At 42.9% G+C, this 17,179-nt stretch carries 16 protein-coding genes; all 16 read left to right on the forward strand.

Annotation, left to right across the window (positions count from 1 at the left end; genetic code table 11):
- Positions 1-14: 14 nt before the first annotated feature.
- The 16 genes from OCV43_RS00790 (at position 15) to OCV43_RS00865 (ending at position 17,124) form a co-directional block, all read left to right on the forward strand.
- Positions 15-1,349, forward strand: a complete 1,335-nt coding sequence (locus OCV43_RS00790) for a CCA tRNA nucleotidyltransferase (protein WP_262623219.1) — start codon at positions 15-17, stop codon at positions 1,347-1,349.
- A 50-nt stretch (positions 1,350-1,399) separates the two neighbouring features.
- The gene (locus OCV43_RS00795; protein WP_262623173.1) at positions 1,400-2,407 is read left to right on the forward strand and encodes a phosphotransferase; all 1,008 of its coding nucleotides are present in this window, start codon (positions 1,400-1,402) and stop codon (positions 2,405-2,407) included.
- 66 nt (positions 2,408-2,473) lie between these two features.
- The gene (locus OCV43_RS00800; RefSeq protein WP_022242345.1) at positions 2,474-3,736 is read left to right on the forward strand and encodes a PEGA domain-containing protein; all 1,263 of its coding nucleotides are present in this window, start codon (positions 2,474-2,476) and stop codon (positions 3,734-3,736) included.
- Positions 3,737-3,830: 94 nt separating this feature from the next.
- Positions 3,831-5,567 carry a phospho-sugar mutase gene (locus OCV43_RS00805; protein ID WP_117697716.1) on the forward strand — a complete coding sequence of 579 codons (1,737 nt, stop codon included), beginning with the start codon at positions 3,831-3,833 and terminating at the stop codon, positions 5,565-5,567.
- Between the two features lie 134 nt (positions 5,568-5,701).
- Complete coding sequence (locus OCV43_RS00810) at positions 5,702-5,977, forward strand: HU family DNA-binding protein (protein WP_262623175.1); 276 nt, start codon at positions 5,702-5,704, stop codon at positions 5,975-5,977.
- 608 nt (positions 5,978-6,585) lie between these two features.
- Positions 6,586-6,825: an RNA-binding S4 domain-containing protein gene (locus tag OCV43_RS00815; protein ID WP_022242342.1), complete on the forward strand. Its 240-nt coding sequence runs from the start codon at positions 6,586-6,588 to the stop codon at positions 6,823-6,825.
- Between the two features lie 82 nt (positions 6,826-6,907).
- Positions 6,908-7,195, forward strand: a complete 288-nt coding sequence (gene yabP, locus OCV43_RS00820; protein WP_022242341.1) for a sporulation protein YabP — start codon at positions 6,908-6,910, stop codon at positions 7,193-7,195.
- A complete protein-coding gene (gene yabQ, locus OCV43_RS00825; RefSeq protein WP_262623176.1) occupies positions 7,192-7,668 on the forward strand; it encodes a spore cortex biosynthesis protein YabQ in 477 nt (158 codons plus the stop codon). Before yabP ends, yabQ begins: the two co-directional genes overlap by 4 nt.
- Before the next feature lie 14 nt (positions 7,669-7,682).
- Positions 7,683-7,985 (forward strand): septum formation initiator family protein, encoded by a 303-nt coding sequence (locus OCV43_RS00830; protein WP_022242339.1) that lies wholly within the window; start codon positions 7,683-7,685, stop codon positions 7,983-7,985.
- 170 nt (positions 7,986-8,155) lie between these two features.
- Positions 8,156-9,991 (forward strand): SpoIIE family protein phosphatase, encoded by a 1,836-nt coding sequence (locus tag OCV43_RS00835; RefSeq protein WP_262623177.1) that lies wholly within the window; start codon positions 8,156-8,158, stop codon positions 9,989-9,991.
- A gap of 1 nt (position 9,992) precedes the next feature.
- Positions 9,993-11,453 carry a tRNA lysidine(34) synthetase TilS gene (gene tilS / locus OCV43_RS00840; RefSeq protein ID WP_262623178.1) on the forward strand — a complete coding sequence of 487 codons (1,461 nt, stop codon included), beginning with the start codon at positions 9,993-9,995 and terminating at the stop codon, positions 11,451-11,453.
- Entirely contained in the window at positions 11,446-11,970 is a 525-nt protein-coding gene (gene hpt, locus OCV43_RS00845) for a hypoxanthine phosphoribosyltransferase (protein WP_022242336.1), read from the forward strand. Before tilS ends, hpt begins: the two co-directional genes overlap by 8 nt.
- Positions 11,971-11,982: 12 nt before the next feature.
- Complete coding sequence (ftsH, locus tag OCV43_RS00850) at positions 11,983-13,833, forward strand: ATP-dependent zinc metalloprotease FtsH (protein WP_262623179.1); 1,851 nt, start codon at positions 11,983-11,985, stop codon at positions 13,831-13,833.
- A gap of 834 nt (positions 13,834-14,667) precedes the next feature.
- Positions 14,668-15,402: a LytR/AlgR family response regulator transcription factor gene (locus OCV43_RS00855; protein WP_262623180.1), complete on the forward strand. Its 735-nt coding sequence runs from the start codon at positions 14,668-14,670 to the stop codon at positions 15,400-15,402.
- Positions 15,399-16,709: a GHKL domain-containing protein gene (locus OCV43_RS00860; protein WP_262623181.1), complete on the forward strand. Its 1,311-nt coding sequence runs from the start codon at positions 15,399-15,401 to the stop codon at positions 16,707-16,709. Before OCV43_RS00855 ends, OCV43_RS00860 begins: the two co-directional genes overlap by 4 nt.
- A gap of 85 nt (positions 16,710-16,794) precedes the next feature.
- Positions 16,795-17,124 carry an LptM family lipoprotein gene (locus tag OCV43_RS00865; RefSeq protein ID WP_118087832.1) on the forward strand — a complete coding sequence of 110 codons (330 nt, stop codon included), beginning with the start codon at positions 16,795-16,797 and terminating at the stop codon, positions 17,122-17,124.
- Positions 17,125-17,179 lie beyond the last annotated feature (55 nt).

Here is a 17,179-nt window from a genome sequence, read left to right on the forward strand (position 1 = left end):
AAACGGGAAAACGTATGGTAATGAAGCTTCCAGAGCATGTTAAGTTTATAATTGAGAAGCTGCAGGAAGCAGGCTTTGAAGGATATGCAGTAGGAGGGTGTGTCAGAGACACCCTCCTTCAACGTGTGCCTCAGGACTGGGATATCACCACTTCTGCTTATCCGGAAGACGTAAAAGAAATTTTTGGGCGCACCATCGATACCGGAATTGAGCATGGAACGGTAACGGTAATGCTGGATAAAAAAGGGTATGAGGTGACAACTTACCGGATTGATGGCGAATATGAGGATGCCAGACATCCGAAGGAAGTAACCTATACAGATAATCTTTTAGAGGATTTAAAACGCAGGGATTTTACCATTAATGCCATGGCATATAATGAACAGCGGGGACTGGTGGATGCTTTTGACGGAGCAGGAGATTTAAAGCGTGGCATCATCCGCTGTGTAGGAGAACCAAAGGAGAGATTTGGGGAAGATGCTTTAAGGATGCTTCGGGCAGTGCGTTTTGCGGCACAGCTGGGCTTTGATATAGAAGAAGAGACAGCAGAAGCGATTCAGGAGCTTGCACCGATGTTAAAAAAGGTCAGTGCAGAGCGTATTCAGGTAGAACTGGTTAAGCTTCTTACCTCAGTCCATCCGGAGGAGATGCATACCGTATATGCCACAGGAATTGCTGATGTGGTACTGCCGGAATTTTCGGTGATGATGCGTACACCACAGAATAATCCCCATCACTGTTATACAGTAGGAGAGCATACCATTGAAGTGTTAAAAGGTGTGGAAGCAGACAAGGTGCTACGGCTTGCAGCATTATTTCATGATGTGGCAAAGCCCGACTGCCGCAGTACAGATGAAGATGGAATTGACCATTTCTACGAGCATCCGCAGGTGGGAGCAAAGAAGACGAAGACAATTTTACGCAGATTAAAATTCGACAATGCAACCATTGATATGGTCTGCCGGCTGGTGGCAATTCACGATATTAACCCGGCACTGACACCGGAGTCCGTACGAAAGGCAATACAGAAAGCGGGATTAGAGTGCTATCCGGTTATATTTGAACTGAAGAAAGCAGATATTTTAGCCCAGAGTGATTATCAGAGGAAAGAAAAGCTGGAAGCATTGGACGGATATCATAAGATTTATGATAAAATAATCAAAGATGCAGACTGTCTGACACTAAAAGACCTTGCACTTAACGGACGGGACTTAATAGAACTTGGTGTGAAGCCCGGTCCGCAGATAGGGAACATTTTGGCAAAGCTTTTAGATGTGGTAATTGAAGAACCGGAAAAGAATACAAAAGAATATCTGACAGGTTATACTTTAAAGAACCTCTTCATATGATAGAAAGACGCATAAAGATTTGTGCGAATTCGTCGTATGGAGGGGTTTTTGTGTATAATTTATCGAGCCAGTTGTTAGAACAGTATCCGTTTGAGGTAACCGCCATCCAGAAAGGAAGGGGAACCTATATCTGCACGACATCAGAGGGCGGAAAAATAATAATAGGATCTTTTCGCGGGTCAAAAGGCAGAGTGGAAGCTATAGAACATGTTTTGCTCCGTCTGAAAGAAAATGGAATAGAAGCAGATGAAATCATACATACCAGGGAAGGAGAAATTTTAGCCCAGGAGGTGGATGAAACATGGTACTATGCCAGAAAATATATGGAGGGCAGAGAGTGTGAGACCAGGAGCCGTGATGATGTACTTGCTGCGGTAGAAGAACTGGCAAAGCTGCATCTTGTCCTTCAGAAGGTGGAGGATGAAAATTTAAAAATTGGCGGACAGGATTATGCCATGGAGGTATTCCGGCACAACCGAGAGCTTAAAAAGGTGCGCAATTATATTCATGGAAAGCATAAAAAGAATGAGTTTGAAATGATATTTATGCGCAATTATGAGATTTTCTTAAAACAGGCACTGGACGTGGAACATCGGCTGATGAAACCAAATCCGGGTGAAACGCAGGGGCAGAGCGGAAAGCAGAGCCGGGAAGCAGCAATGTATGGAATCTGCCATGGAGACTTTAACCAGCATAATGTATTATTTACCCATGGTAAAATTATAATTACAAATTTTGAACAGGCACATTATGATGTGCTGGTAGGGGATCTGGCGCATTTCTTACGGAAACTGATGGAAAAACATAATTTTAATATCGGACTGGCAACGGATATGCTGGCAGCTTACGAAAAAAGACGAAAATTATTACCAGAGGAATGGGAGCAGCTTTATGTAAGGATGGCATACCCACAGAAGTTCTGGAAAGTGGCAAATCACTACTTTAATGCCAATAAGGCGTGGGTGTCCGGCAGAGACATTGAGAAGTTGAACCGGGTTATCGAACAGGAAGAAATCCGCCAGCAGTTTTTAAGAATGTTATTTTATTTTGTGGAATAATCATGTATAATCATGTACAGGCAATTGCCGGAGGAAAAGAGCATACAGGAGAAAAAGAGGTGCGAAATGAAGCAATCAGGGAAGCACTGGCTGTTGGCCTTGGTTATTTTCACAGTATTTGTGGCCTTGAGCGGCTGTGGAAAGAAAGACGATGGGCCTGTCAGCATGAAAGGCTATGCATCAGGTGTTGAGGCAGCAACGGAGGAAGAGACACAGGCAGAGGAAAGCAGCCTGTATACGGTAAGTGGTGTTGATACAACACTTTCAACAATGACATTTCTGAATATTGACACGGGACGTTATGAACAGTATTCTTATACAGACGGGACAATTTTTAAAGACAGACATGGCAGTCTGATTTCGGCAGCATCCATGGTACCGGGAAAAGTGGTTACTTTAACACTACGGGACAAAGACCTGATATTAGAAAAGGTGGAGCAGTCGGCAGATGCATGGGAGATGGACGATATCGGAAAATTTTCCTATAATGAAGAAGATAAGATATTTACCATCGGAGACACAAAGTATTCTTATGATGAAGAATTACAAGTGTTTTCCGGAGATGCAGCCATAGAATTGTCCGCAGTTACCGGACAGGACACCTTAAGAATACAGGGAATTGACCGGAAAGTGCTGTCAGTGTCCGTTACAACAGGACATGGAGTCATCCAGCTTGTAAATACACAGGCATTAGAGGGCGGCTGGTTAAGCCTGAATCATAAGAATTATTATAAGATCACGGAGAATATGCAGTTAGAGGTGCCGGAAGGAACCTATGAATTAACCGTTGCCGGCAATGGCTACGGCGGTTCCACAGAGGTAGCTGTAACAAGAAATGAGCAGACCTCCGTGGATGTGGATTCCATAAAGGGTGAGGATCCGAAATATTGTACTTTAACCTTTGCGGTTGATGTTGCAGGCGCTTTGATGTATATTGATGGTAGTCAGGTTGATTATACACAGCCATTACAGTTGCAGTATGGCATCCATTCCATACAGATTACTGCAGATGGATATGATACCTGGTCGAAGCGGCTATATGTAAATTCGCCGGAAGCGCAGATAGAGATTGCGTTGTCAGGTGATGATACGGGCAGTACAGAGACAGAATCGACGGAAACTGCCGGAAATGAAGAGAACACAACCGTGGAGCATAAGCATTCCGACAGTACATCGAATTCCAGTGGAACTAACAGCTCCAGTGGAAGTTCATCCAGTGACTCTGATGCATATAGGAAGGCATTGAGTGAAATTATTGATACATTAACCAGTAACAATAATTCTTCGACAAGTACATTAAATCAGGTAGTTAACAGTCTTACGAATTAGTGGGAGAAATGAAAGGGCGAGACATCCGAAGGAGGCTGCCACTGGCAGGTTCTTTTGGTAAACAACATAAATGAAAAGCAGGAGGAAATCAGGAATGGGTTACAAGGAAACTTACGAAGCATGGCTTGAGGGAGCGTATTTTGATGAGGCAACCAAGGCTGAACTTCAGGCAATCAAAGACAATGACAAGGAAATTGAGGATCGTTTCTATAAAGATCTTGAGTTTGGTACAGCAGGATTACGTGGGGTGATCGGTGCCGGTACCAACCGTATGAACATCTATACTGTCCGCAAAGCAACACAGGGTCTTGCAAATTATATTTTAAAAGTAAATGCACAGGATAAGGGTGTGGCAATTGCCTTCGATTCCAGACATATGTCACCGGAATTTGCAGATGAATCCGCACTTTGCCTTGCAGCAAACGGAATCAAAGCATATGTATTTGAGTCATTAAGACCAACACCGGAATTATCTTATGCAGTCCGTAAATTAGGATGCACTGCCGGAATTAATATTACAGCAAGCCACAACCCGCCAGAATACAATGGATACAAGGTATACTGGGAGGACGGTGCACAGATTACACCACCTCATGATACCGGAATTATGGATGAAGTAAAGAAAGTAACTGATTACAGTACCGTTAAGACCATGTCCTTAGAGGATGCCAGGGCAGCAGGCCTTTATGAGACCATCGGTGCAGCAATCGATGATGCTTATATTGCAGAGCTTAAGAAGCTTGTGGTACATCAGGATGCCATTGATGCAGTAGGCAAAGACCTTAAGATTGTATACACACCATTACATGGAACAGGAAATATCCCGGTCCGCCGTGTGTTAAAAGAGCTTGGCTTTGAAAATGTATATGTTGTTCCGGAACAGGAGCTTCCGGATGGAGATTTCCCAACCGTAAGTTATCCGAACCCGGAGGCAGAGGAAGCATTTGCATTGGGACTTGCACTGGGCAGGAAAGTAGATGCAGACTTAATCCTTGCAACTGACCCGGATGCAGACCGCCTCGGTGTATATGTAAAGGATTCTAAGACGGGAGAATATCATTCCTTAACCGGAAATATGTCCGGTTGCCTGATTGGTGATTATATCATCGGACAGAAGAAAGCAATCAACGGCTCCCTGCCGGCAGATGGTGCGTTTATCAAATCCATCGTGTCTACCAATATGGCAGATGCCATTGCAGAATACTATGGCATTCAGTTAATCGAAGTATTAACCGGATTCAAGTTTATCGGTGGCAAAATCTTAGAGTTCGAAAAGACCGGAAAAGGAACCTACCTCTTTGGTATGGAAGAAAGCTACGGCTGCCTGACCGGAACCTATGCAAGAGATAAGGATGCAGTGGTAGCATCTATGGCGTTATGTGAGGCTGCTGCATATTACAAGACCAAGAATATGACTCTTTGGGATGCAATGCTTGCCATGTATGAAAAATATGGATACTATAAAGACCATGTTGAGTCTATTACATTAAAGGGAATCGAGGGTCTGGCTAAGATTCAGGAAATCATGGATACACTGCGCAGCGAAACTTTAACTGAAATCGGTGGCTATAAAGTTGAAAAAGTACGTGATTACAAGAAGGATACCATTACAGACCTTGCAACCGGAGCAGTAACAGCAACAGGACTTCCAAGCTCTAATGTACTTTACTATGAATTAAACGATGCTGCGTGGTTCTGTGTAAGACCATCCGGTACCGAGCCGAAAGTAAAATTCTACATTGGTGTGAAGGGTTCATCTATGGAAGAAGCAGAGCAGAAATATGAAGTCCTTGGAAAAGCAGTTTTGGACAAAATCAATAAAATGTTATAGACCAAATTGTATGCCTTAATTTACCGTATTTTCCTTGACAAATAAAGGAAAAACAAGTATAAATATATTCGTAGGTAATCTTGGAGAGTGTAGACCTCAAGAAGAATTATAAAATCCAGAGGAGGAATTTTAACATGAACAAAGCAGAATTAGTATCAGCTATGGCTGAAAAAACAGCTTTATCTAAAAAAGATGCAGAGGTAGCTTTAAAAGCTTTCACTGATATCGTAGCTGAAGAATTAAAAAAAGGTGAGAAAATCCAGTTAGTTGGATTCGGTACTTTCGAAGTATCTGAAAGAGCTGAAAGAACAGGAAGAAACCCACAGAGCGGTAAAGAGATGGTTATTCCAGCTTCTAAAGCACCTAAGTTCAAAGCAGGAAAAGCTTTAAAAGATTTAATCAATAAATAAGTTGATAAAATGATTCTGATTAGAGGTGTAACGAAAGTAGAAAACTGCTTTTGCTACACCTTTTTTTATTGAAATTCGAATGAGAAAGAGATTTATTTTTCACTTTTTTAAAGTAAAGCATGTACAGGAAAGAATGCTGCGTGAAATCAGAATGCGTGGTAATTTCAGGGCTGCGTTTTTTCTGGCAGAACCTGTCTTTCCGGTTGCTTTGACGGAATGCGGCGGTTGTCCGTCTGCTGCGGATACGACACTCACCAGTAAGGGCGGCTAGGCATTCTTTTAAAAAAAATGGCTGTTCCGGCAACCGGCGCAAAGTCGCATCCATGCTCCAATTGCGCCTCGCTGACACATCCCTGTGTCAGCGTTGCCGGTTGCTCCAAAGAATGCAAGCCGCCCTAACCGTCTCGTTCATGTATCCGCATGCAGACGAACAATCCACCGCATTTTGTCAAACATTGGAAAGACTGGTTTTATCAGAAAAGAAAAAACGCAGCCTTGCAATTACAACATTCTGATTTGGCAGGATTGTTTCCTGTACATGCTGTACTTGAAAGAAGGAAAAGATATCTGTTTTCATTCGAATTTCAAAAAAGAAAGAAGGTAAGCAAATGAGATTAGACAAATATTTAAAGGTAACCCGCCTGATTAAACGCAGAACCGTTGCCAACGAAGCCTGTGATGCCGGACGTGTCACCGTAAATGGCAAACCGGCGAAAGCATCCGTCAATGTAAAAGCAGGTGACATCATCGAAATCATGTTTGGCCAGAAGACGGTGAAAGTAGAAGTGGTTGCAATCGCAGATACCACCAAGAAAGAAGAGGCAGGAGAATTATTCCGCTATCTGTAAAAGAGTAAAAACGCATAAAAAGAGAAACAGTCTCATATATTTTGGAAAGGACTAACTTTCGGGTAAAGGAGTATGAGACTGAATGGAAGAATTGAAAACAGCAAAAGCACATAAAGTATTGTTGGCAAACCGGAAAAGTGCAAACTTCAGCGGAGTGCTGGATGTGCTTTCTTTTGATGTAAATGAGATTTTACTGGAAACAGAACAGGGAATGCTTCTGATAAAGGGAAATGACCTTCATGTAAACCGCCTGTCCTTAGAACAGGGGGAAGTGGATGTCACAGGGAAAATTGATGGCTTAACCTATTCTGATGTGGAAACTTATCACAAAGGTGGCGGAGAATCCTTCTTAGGCAGGTTGTTTAAATGATAGAAATCAGCCCGGAAATTTCCGGTGAAGCCTTAAGGTTCCTCTTGTTCATGCTGGCGGGGATATTATTAATCTTAGCCTTTGACCTGTTTCGGATTCTGCGCAGGCTGATACCTCATAGAACCGGAGTGGTTGCAGTGGAGGATATGCTGTACTGCATCGGAAGCGCCATATTTATATTTATTATGCTCTGTCGGGAAAATGACGGAGCAATCCGGGGCTTTTGCATGCTGGGCATGAGCGTTGGGATGCTGTTATGCAATTATGCCATCAGTCCATGGCTGGTGAAGGGAATCGTAAAAGTATTTAAGAAACTGTTTCAAGTAGTGGGGAAACCATTGCGGGCAGTATTTCGCATGGTGGCAGTACCCTTACGTTTCCTGAAAGGGAAAATCAGAAGATTATTACGAAAATTACAAAAAACGTTGAAAAAAATCCGTAAAACTATTAGAATGGTGTTATGTAAACTATAGATGAGGAAATGAGTATGACAAATAGTCGAAGAAAAAGAAAACAGAAACGAAACGGAAGAATCTGTATCTCTTTGATTGCGATAATGTTCTTGGTGATTATGTCAGTTCAGATTGTTAAGCTCTACCAGAAGGAGCAGGAGTATACTGCCAGAGAGAAGGCACTGACGGAATCTTTAGAAGATGAAACAGAACGTCAGAATCAGCTGGATAATTACGAAGAATATACCAAGAGTCAGGAATATATTGAAGACCAGGCAAAGAGCAAGCTGGGACTGACCCATGAAAATGAGATTATCTTCAAGGAAGACAAGAAGTAGAACAGCTTCGAAAACATAAAGACCATAGAAAAACTTAAAATAGACAAACCATTCCGCTTTTTGCCGAAAACTTTTTTGGAATGAGACAACGGTTTGACAAAGATTTCGGACAAACATTTCTATAATAGCTTCTGCTGTCACAAATGACAGGAGAAGGAGGAACAATGGAAATGAAGAAATTGAGAACGAAACAGGCGGTAATATGTTTTATAGGGGTAGCAGTGTGTAAATTAGGATTTGCAGGCTGCTACCCTTTTATCCCGGCATATTTTGCGGCAGCTTACCTGGAACGGGGCGGACGGCTGCTGCTGGGAATCGGAATGTTTCTTGGAATGGCATTTATGCTGCCACTGACACTGATGACAAAATATGTAATGACACTGCTGGTAACCATAGTAATCATCAAGCTGGCAGAATGGGTAAATAAAGGCTGTTATACCTGGATAGCTGCCTTTGGCGCAGGCTGTTCGGCAACCTTATTATCCGTATTTGGAGAAATGTTAAACGTAAGAGACGGAATGCGGACGGAAATGGCGGTCTTAGAAGGAGTCTTTATATTTGCAGCCACCATGGTGTTAAGCCGTATCATACATAGCTTCCTGGAATTCACATTTATGAATCAGCCAATACCGGAGATAAAGAGTAATGAAGAAGAAAAACTACTGACCTATGCAAAGTCCTTTCAAAGCCTTTCGGATATATTCGGGCGGATGAATGTGGAACATACCAGTTTCTCGGCAGAGGAAATGGGCAGGATGCAAAATGAGATAACTGGAAAAATGTGTGTTTCCTGCGACCAGTGCGCTCTTTGCTGGGAAAAGGATGACAGCCCCATGTACGGCTATCTGTCGTCACTGCTGCAATCTATCCGGGAGGCGGGAAAGACAAACCGCGATATTGAAAAGAAAATGGAAGAATATTGCCCCTATATGCAGGAAATGACGGCGGAGGCTCTTCGGATATTTGAAAAAGCTTCTTTAAATATGGCGTGGTACAACCGGCTGGTAGAAAACCGTGAGGTCATAGCCGAGCAGCTGGATGCCATGGCATATATCATGGAGGATTGTGCAAAGAAGCAGAAAAATATTACAGAAGAGTGCCGGTCAAATCTGCAGGACATAGCTTACCGGGCAAGGGAGCGGGGCATAAAAGTGATTGATGAACAGCTCTGGGAAAAGGAAAACGGCCGCTGGCAGCTTGTGATGAAAGTCATGGTAAAAGATGGCTGTGTCACTACGAGAGAACTGACAAAGGCAGTAGCCGGAGCACTGAACCGGCGCATGATTCCGGAGAAGGATACCAAGACGCTGATTGGAAAAGGCGTCAACCTCTATACTTATGAAGAAGAGCCGCGGTTTCAGGCAATTTATGGCGTAGCCCGGATGGTAAAGGATGGAGCAGCAGTTTCCGGGGATAACTTTTCTTTTTTGGAGCCGGAAAGTGGAAAAATGGTCATGTGCTTATCGGATGGCATGGGTTCTGGAAGTCTTGCCTGCAAGGAAAGTGAAATGGTCATTGAACTGGTGGAAAAATTTCTGGAGGCGGGTTTTGATGTGGAAACGGCAGCCCGCATGATGAATTCTGCCATGGTGATGAAAGGGCAGGAGGATTTATTTTCCACGGTGGATATCAGTGAACTGGATTTATATGACGGAACCTGCCGTTTTTATAAAATCGGAGCGGCGGCAACCTTTATCCGGAGAAATGGCATAGTGGAATGTCTTATTTCCACCAGTCTTCCGGTGGGCGTGTCTTATAAACTGGATATGGAAAAAAGCGAAAAGGACTTATATAACGGAGATTTCCTTGTCATGGTATCAGATGGTGTGCTAGAATATTTACATGTGCCGAATCCGGAAGAAACCATGCAGGAAATCATAGAAAGCATTGAGACTAATAATGCAACAATTCTTGCAAAGCGCATTTTAGAGCGGGTGTTACTTTTTACCGGAGGAAAGGCGGCAGACGATATGACGGTGCTTGCTACCGCAATTTGGGAGAAATAATATGATTCCTGGTGTAGAATCTTTTCTGGAACAATATCATATGATTGAGCAGTCGGATGTAGTGGTTGCCGGAGTGTCCGGTGGCGCAGATTCCGTATGCCTGCTGCTGCATCTGCTGGAATTGAAAGAAAAACTTTCCTTTACGCTGGCAGCAGTCCATGTGCAGCATGGCATTCGGGGCGAAGAAAGCCTTCAGGATGCAGCATTTGTGGAGGAACTTTGCAGGCGGTATCAGGTGCAGCTATTCCGCTATGATTATGATGTGCCGGAATATGCAAAGCAGCATGGATATTCGGAAGAAGAGGCGGGAAGAAATTTACGATACGAAAGTTTTCATAAAGCGTTAGAAGAATTGGGTGCGCCGGAAGGGAAAATTGCAGTTGCCCATAACCGTAATGATCTGGCAGAGACCATGCTCTGGAATATGATCCGGGGCAGCGGCATGCGTGGCATGGCTGGAATTCCACCGGTGAGAGAAGGCATTATCCGTCCGCTTCTTCATACGGCAAGGGTGGAAATCGAAAATTATTTAAAAGAAAAAGGTGAAAGCTACTGTACAGATGCTACCAATGCATCTTTGGATTATACCAGAAACCGGATCCGTAATCAGGTACTTCCGGTGTTGGAGGAACTGAATGCCGGAGTTTATGCCCATATGGAACAGCTGGGGGATGACATCCGGAAGACACAGGAATATCTGTCTGCTGTAATAGAAGAAAAAAGGGCACAATATGTAGAAAGAGATTCCCGAAAGACGCAGGTCTTCCTGATATCGGAGGAGCTTTTAAAAGAACCGGAAATCCTGTATACAAGCATTATAAAGGAGTGTATCTGTGAGACGGCCGCAAGCAGTAAAGATATTACAAGAACCCATGTAGAACTGGTACAGAAACTTTTTGCCATGCAGACGGGAAGAAGCGTGAACCTGCCTTATCAGGTGGTGGCAGAGCGGACTTATGGCGGTGTGCGTCTGCAAAAGTGTGAAAAACAACCGGAGCATAAAATTACAGAACCGGTAGGAATGCTATCCAGTCAGTCTTCCAGTCAGCCGGCCGGACGACAAAGCGGTCAACCAGCCGGTTGTTGTGGGATTTCAATAGAAGAACATCCGGATTTTACCTGTCGGATTTATAAACGGGAAGAGTTACCGGAAGGAATTTCTAAAAAAAAGTATACGAAATGGCTGGATTATGATAAAATAAAAAATAGTCTTTTGATTCGGAACAGACAGCCGGGCGATTATTTTGTGCTGGATGAGACGGGCAGAACACAGAAGCTGAAGCAGTATTTTGTAAATGAGAAAATTTTAAAAGAGCAGCGGGACACTATTCCGTTGGTGGCAGACGGTGCTCATATCCTGTGGATTGTGGGATACCGGATCAGTGCATATTACAAAGTAAGCAGTACAACGAAGACGATTTTTGAAATACAATATTATGGAGGAAGAGAAGACAATGAGTGAGCAGATTCGTGTATTACTCTCAGAGGAAGAACTTGATCGTAAAATTGCTGAATTAGGAGAAAGAATTAGCAAGGATTATGAAGGTGAAAGCGTTCATTTAATCTGCATACTGAAGGGAAGTATATTCTTTACCTGTGAACTGGCAAAGCGTATTACCGTGCCGGTAACAATTGATTTTATGTGCGTTTCCAGTTATGGCGCGTCAACCGTGTCCAGTGGAAAAATCACCATAAAGAAAGATTTGGAAGAATCTATTGAAGGTAGAAATGTAATTGTCATTGAAGACATTATTGATACAGGAAGAACACTGCGTTATCTGCTGGATGATTTATCCGCCAGAGGACCGAAGAGCTTAAAATTGTGTGCAATGTTAGATAAACCGGATCGCAGGATAACAGACGTTGCGGTAGATTATACCGGTTTTGAAATTCCGGATGAATTTGTAGTAGGATATGGTCTTGATTATGACCAGCGCTATCGCAATCTGCCATACATTGGCATTCTTGATTTGGGATAGGAAGGAGTTTGCGTGAAGAAATCATATAGAGGATGGGGCTTTTATATCAGTCTGATTGTAGTTGTGGTTTTGGTCTGGTTCTTACTGGACGGACAGCATCTGAATCAGGATGACTATAATTATGCCCAGTTTAAACAGGAACTGGCTGATGATGAGATTAAATCTGTAGAAGTGCAGCCAAACAGAGTTTATCCAACCGGAAGACTGGATATTGTCAAAACGGATAAGTCAGAAGAGACCTTATATGTGCTGGATGTCAGTGAGGCTCAATCGCTGATGGATAAGGAGAAATTTACTTCTTATGTGGTGAATGATATTCCGGCAGAAAACTGGCTGATGAATTTATTGCCGCTCTTACTTGTGTTTGGAGCAATGTTTATTCTGTTTATGATTGTTATGAACAATCAGGCAGCAGGCGGTGGTGGTGGCAGCAAGATGATGAATTTTGGAAAAAGCCGGGCAAAGATGACCACCGATGAGAACCGCAATGTAACCTTTGAAAATGTGGCAGGACTGCGGGAAGAAAAAGAAGAATTAGAAGAAATCGTAGATTTCTTAAAAGAGCCGAGAAAGTATACCAGACTGGGAGCGAGAATCCCGAAGGGAGTTCTTCTGGTGGGACCTCCCGGAACCGGTAAGACTCTGCTTGCCAAGGCAGTTGCCGGAGAAGCAGGCGTTCCGTTCTTTAGTATTTCCGGTTCTGATTTCGTAGAAATGTTTGTTGGTGTCGGCGCATCCCGTGTACGTGATCTTTTTGAAGATGCCAAGAAAAATGCACCATGTATCGTATTTATCGACGAGATTGATGCAGTGGCAAGAAGAAGAGGAACCGGTATGGGCGGCGGACATGATGAACGGGAGCAGACCTTGAACCAGCTTCTGGTAGAGATGGACGGATTTGGTGTCAACGAAGGAATTATCGTAATGGCAGCAACCAACCGTGTCGATATCTTAGACCCTGCAATTATGCGTCCGGGCAGATTTGACCGTAAGGTACATGTGGGGCGTCCAGATATTGGTGGAAGAGAAGAAATCTTAAAGGTACATGCAAAGAATAAACCCTTGGCAGAGGATGTGGATTTGAAACAGATTGCACAGACTACAGCAGGTTTTACCGGAGCAGACCTGGAGAATCTTTTAAATGAGGCGGCAATTGTTGCAGCCAAAGAAAACAGAAGTTATATTATCCAGAAAGATATTAAGGAATCCTTCTTAAAAGTAGGTGTCGGTCCGGAGAAGAAGAGCCGGATTATTACCGAGAAAGAAAAGAAGATTACCGCATATCACGAATCGGGTCATGCGATTTTATTCCATGTACTTCCAGATGTGGGACCGGTATATACCGTATCCATTATCCCAACCGGTGGTGGAGCAGCAGGCTATACGATGCCATTGCCGGAGCGTGATGAAATGTTTGATACCAAGGGAAGAATGCTGCAGCAGATAATTGTTTCCTTAGGTGGACGTGTGGCAGAAGAGTTGATTTTTGATGATATCACAACCGGAGCTTCACAGGATATCAAGCAGGCAACCGAGCTTGCCAAAGCAATGGTAACGAAATACGGATTTTCTGAAAATGTCGGACTGATTAATTATAACAATGATGATGACGAAGTGTTTATCGGAAGAGATCTTGCACATACCAGAGGCTATGGCGAGGGTGTTGCATCCAAAATTGATGAAGAAGTAAAACGTATCATTGACGAATGCTATGACAAAGCAAGAGCAATTATTCAGGAAAATAGTGATGTACTCCATAAATCAGCAGACCTTCTTTTGGAAAAAGAAAAGATTGGAAGAGACGAATTTGAAGCATTATTCCAGAGCGGAGCTGATGTTGTAACTGAGACAACGGAGGAATAGAACCCAAAGAGAAGGTTTTTTTCGAAAATGGGAAAAAGGTACTATACAAAGTGTACAAAAAGCATGTGCAACTTTTGTGAAGTTTGTGCACACTTTTGAATGGGAAAATGGTACTATAATTAACGTAAAAACCCCCCAATACATTATATATATAGTTTTTACTACACCCCATAGTAAAAATACCTTCTCCTTAAAAGGGCAGCCGATCGGTGGCTGTCTTTTTTTACTTTACAGGAAATTGCTTTCCTGTAAAGTAAAAAACGCTCCGCGAGGATGCGCACTGCGGCGTATAAGGTAGATGTCGCAAGCGACCGCCGCAGGCGCGAGAATGTGCCAAGGCACATTCTTTGTTCCGCGAGTAATGAGGAAAAGTGACGGGTGAGGAAAAGAGCGGAAAATGGTCAGACCAAAATAGAAGCCTAAAAAAGCCATTCTTTTGTGCAAAAAATAAGTGGTATTTTAAATATGAAATTTATGGGCTATACAGATTGAATAAAAGGAATGTGAATTTTTTTGGAAGTTTGTGCACACTTTTGAATGGGAAAATGGTACTATAATTAACGTAAAAACCCCCCAATACATTATATAATTTTTGCTACACCCCATAGTAAAAATACCTTCTCCAAAAAGGACGACCGTGCGAAAGGTCGTCTTTTTTTACGCGAGTAAACTTGTTCCCGAGCCTATCGCGGAAGTGAGGGAGCTTTTCCCTCACTTATCTCGCATAGAAAACTCCCATCCCTCAAACAGTGGACATCGGTCCCAAAACTGCCTATAATGAATCTTAAGAAAAGAATATTTCGATAAAGCTGACACATAGATGGGAGATACAACATGATAAAGGCAGCATTTTGCGATGATGACGATACGGTTTTAAAAGAACTGCAGAGCTTACTGGAGGAGTATCGCAGGGAGCGTGATTACAGAATAGATGCAAAAGTCTATCACAGCCCGCTGGATTTACTGAATGAAATGGAAAAAGGAACCCGCTTTGACATTTTGTTTTTGGATATTTTAATGCCGGGGGTAGATGGAATCCAAACGGCATCCGAAATTCGGAAGTTTGATAATAATATCAAAATTATTTTTCTTACTTCTTCTGTGGAGTTTGCGGTGCAGTCTTATGAGGTGAAAGCATATTATTACCAGTTGAAACCGATTGAAAAGGGCAGCTTCTATCATCTGCTGGATTCTATGTTAGAACAGATGGAAAAAGAGCATGGCAGTAGTATTGTACTGCGCTGTAAGACGGGAATTGCCCGGATTGCGTTAAAACAGCTGGAATACTGCGAAGTAATCCACAGGACATTATTGATACATCTGACCGATGGGACGCTATATGAATGCAGCGGCAGCATGGATAAACTGGGCCGGCAGCTTATGCCTTATGGAACTTTTATACGTCCACATCGTTCATATCTTGTGAATCTGGAATATATAAAGAATCTTTCTTATCGTACCATTACGATGTCAAGTCTTGTGGAAATTCCTATTCCAAGAGGGAAATACAATGAAATAAAGAGTGCATTTCTGAAAAATGCATTTGAAGATGGGCAGGTGACGTTATGAGCCTTTGGATGTCCCTTCTTAACAATGTGGCAGTCAGTGTTTTTGGAAGTGTGCTGGCGGCGTCCTTCTGTGATGCACTGGACCGGCGGAAAAACCGGATTATATTCTGGATATGCATCGCACTGATTCCAATTGCACAGGGGATTATTTACTATGTATGGGAGGATGGCTTTTTGAGGCAGATTTATCCGCTGCTGGTACATGTTCCGTTGATTTTACTGTTATCTGGACTGACCGGTAAATTATTATGGCCGTTTTTCTCTGTGATGGCAGCCTACCTGTGCTGCCAGTTACGACGCTGGCTGGCACTTCTTACAGTGGAAATTTTGGGCGGAGGAGCATTGATGCTGGATGCGGTGGAATTATTGATTACCCTGCCATTACTGTTTGGCCTGCTGCACTTTATGACGCCGGCAGTCCGTTATATTTCCTGTTATTCCAGAAAAATGCAGTGTCAGTTTGGTGTGATACCGGTGCTATATTATGTATTTGATTATCTGACAAGAGTGTATACAGATCTTTTGTCCAGTGGGGCTCCGGTTGTCGTGGAATTTATGCCATTTATCTGTTGTGGAGCGTATCTTGTGTTCCTGTTGTATAACTTTACAAAAGGACAGGAAGAAAACCGGATGAGGGAGATTCAAAAAAGCCTTGATATGCAGGTGGCACAGTCCGTGCGTGAAATAACGGCGTTACGGGAGTCACAGAATCTGGCCAGCCGTTACCGCCATGACCTGCGTCATCATTTACAATATCTATATGCCTGTTTGGAGAACCATCAGATACAGAAGGCAGAGGATTATATATCTGATATCTGTAATGAGTTGGAACAGCAGAAGGTGATACAGTATTGTGAAAACGAAGCTGTGAATCTGATTTTGTCATCCTTTGCAGGAAGGGCAGAAGCGGAAGGAATTGTAATGAAAGTGGAAGGCGGCATGAAAGCGAAGGTGGTGATAAGTGATACTGACTTGTGTGTGCTATTGTCTAATGCCCTGGAAAATGCCATCCATGCCTGCAGGGAAGTACAAAAAGAGGGAAAAGAAGCCAGAATAGAAGTACAGATTTATGAAAAACAGCAGCAGGTATTTTTACAGATAAAAAACTCCTGTGCCGGAGCACCAATCTTCGAAAACGGAGTCCCGGTTTCAAAGAAAAAAGGACATGGTATCGGAATCCGGAGTATCTGTGCCATTGTGGAACGCTATGGAGGTGTATATACATTTTCACTGGAAAAAGGGTATTTTGTACTCCGTCTGAATCTGTCGGAAAAGAATGTCGATTCAGTACATTTTACTGCCGTTTGAGACGTGAATCTTCTGCTGGATAAGAAAGAATGGTAAAATATATCTAAGTCGAGGATGACACACAAAAGACAGGAGGAAGATAAAAATGAAGAAAATAATTTCATGTTTAGTGGTATTAACCATGTGCATTTCACTGGCTGCCTGCGGGGGAACGGATAAACAGGCTGCAATTGATGCATTCAATAAAGCAAGCACATCATTCAATGAAGTAGCGAATGCCATCAATGCGAATCCGGATGCATACGACCAGGATGTGATTGATACCATGGTTGAAATGGCAGATGTCTTACAGCAGCACAAAGAGCTGTTAGAGGGAGACACTGAAATTGAAGAAGACAAATTAAATGAAATGATTGAATGGTATGGTACCGTAGAAGAATGGGTATCAGACGTAAAGGCGGAGTTAGGTATATAATAGATTTCATAGAGTTACTTCTTTAAGAGGGGACGGATACGGAAAATGTATCCGT

This window comes from Roseburia amylophila (genome assembly GCF_025567465.1).
Classification (GTDB): domain Bacteria; phylum Bacillota; class Clostridia; order Lachnospirales; family Lachnospiraceae; genus Roseburia_C; species Roseburia_C amylophila.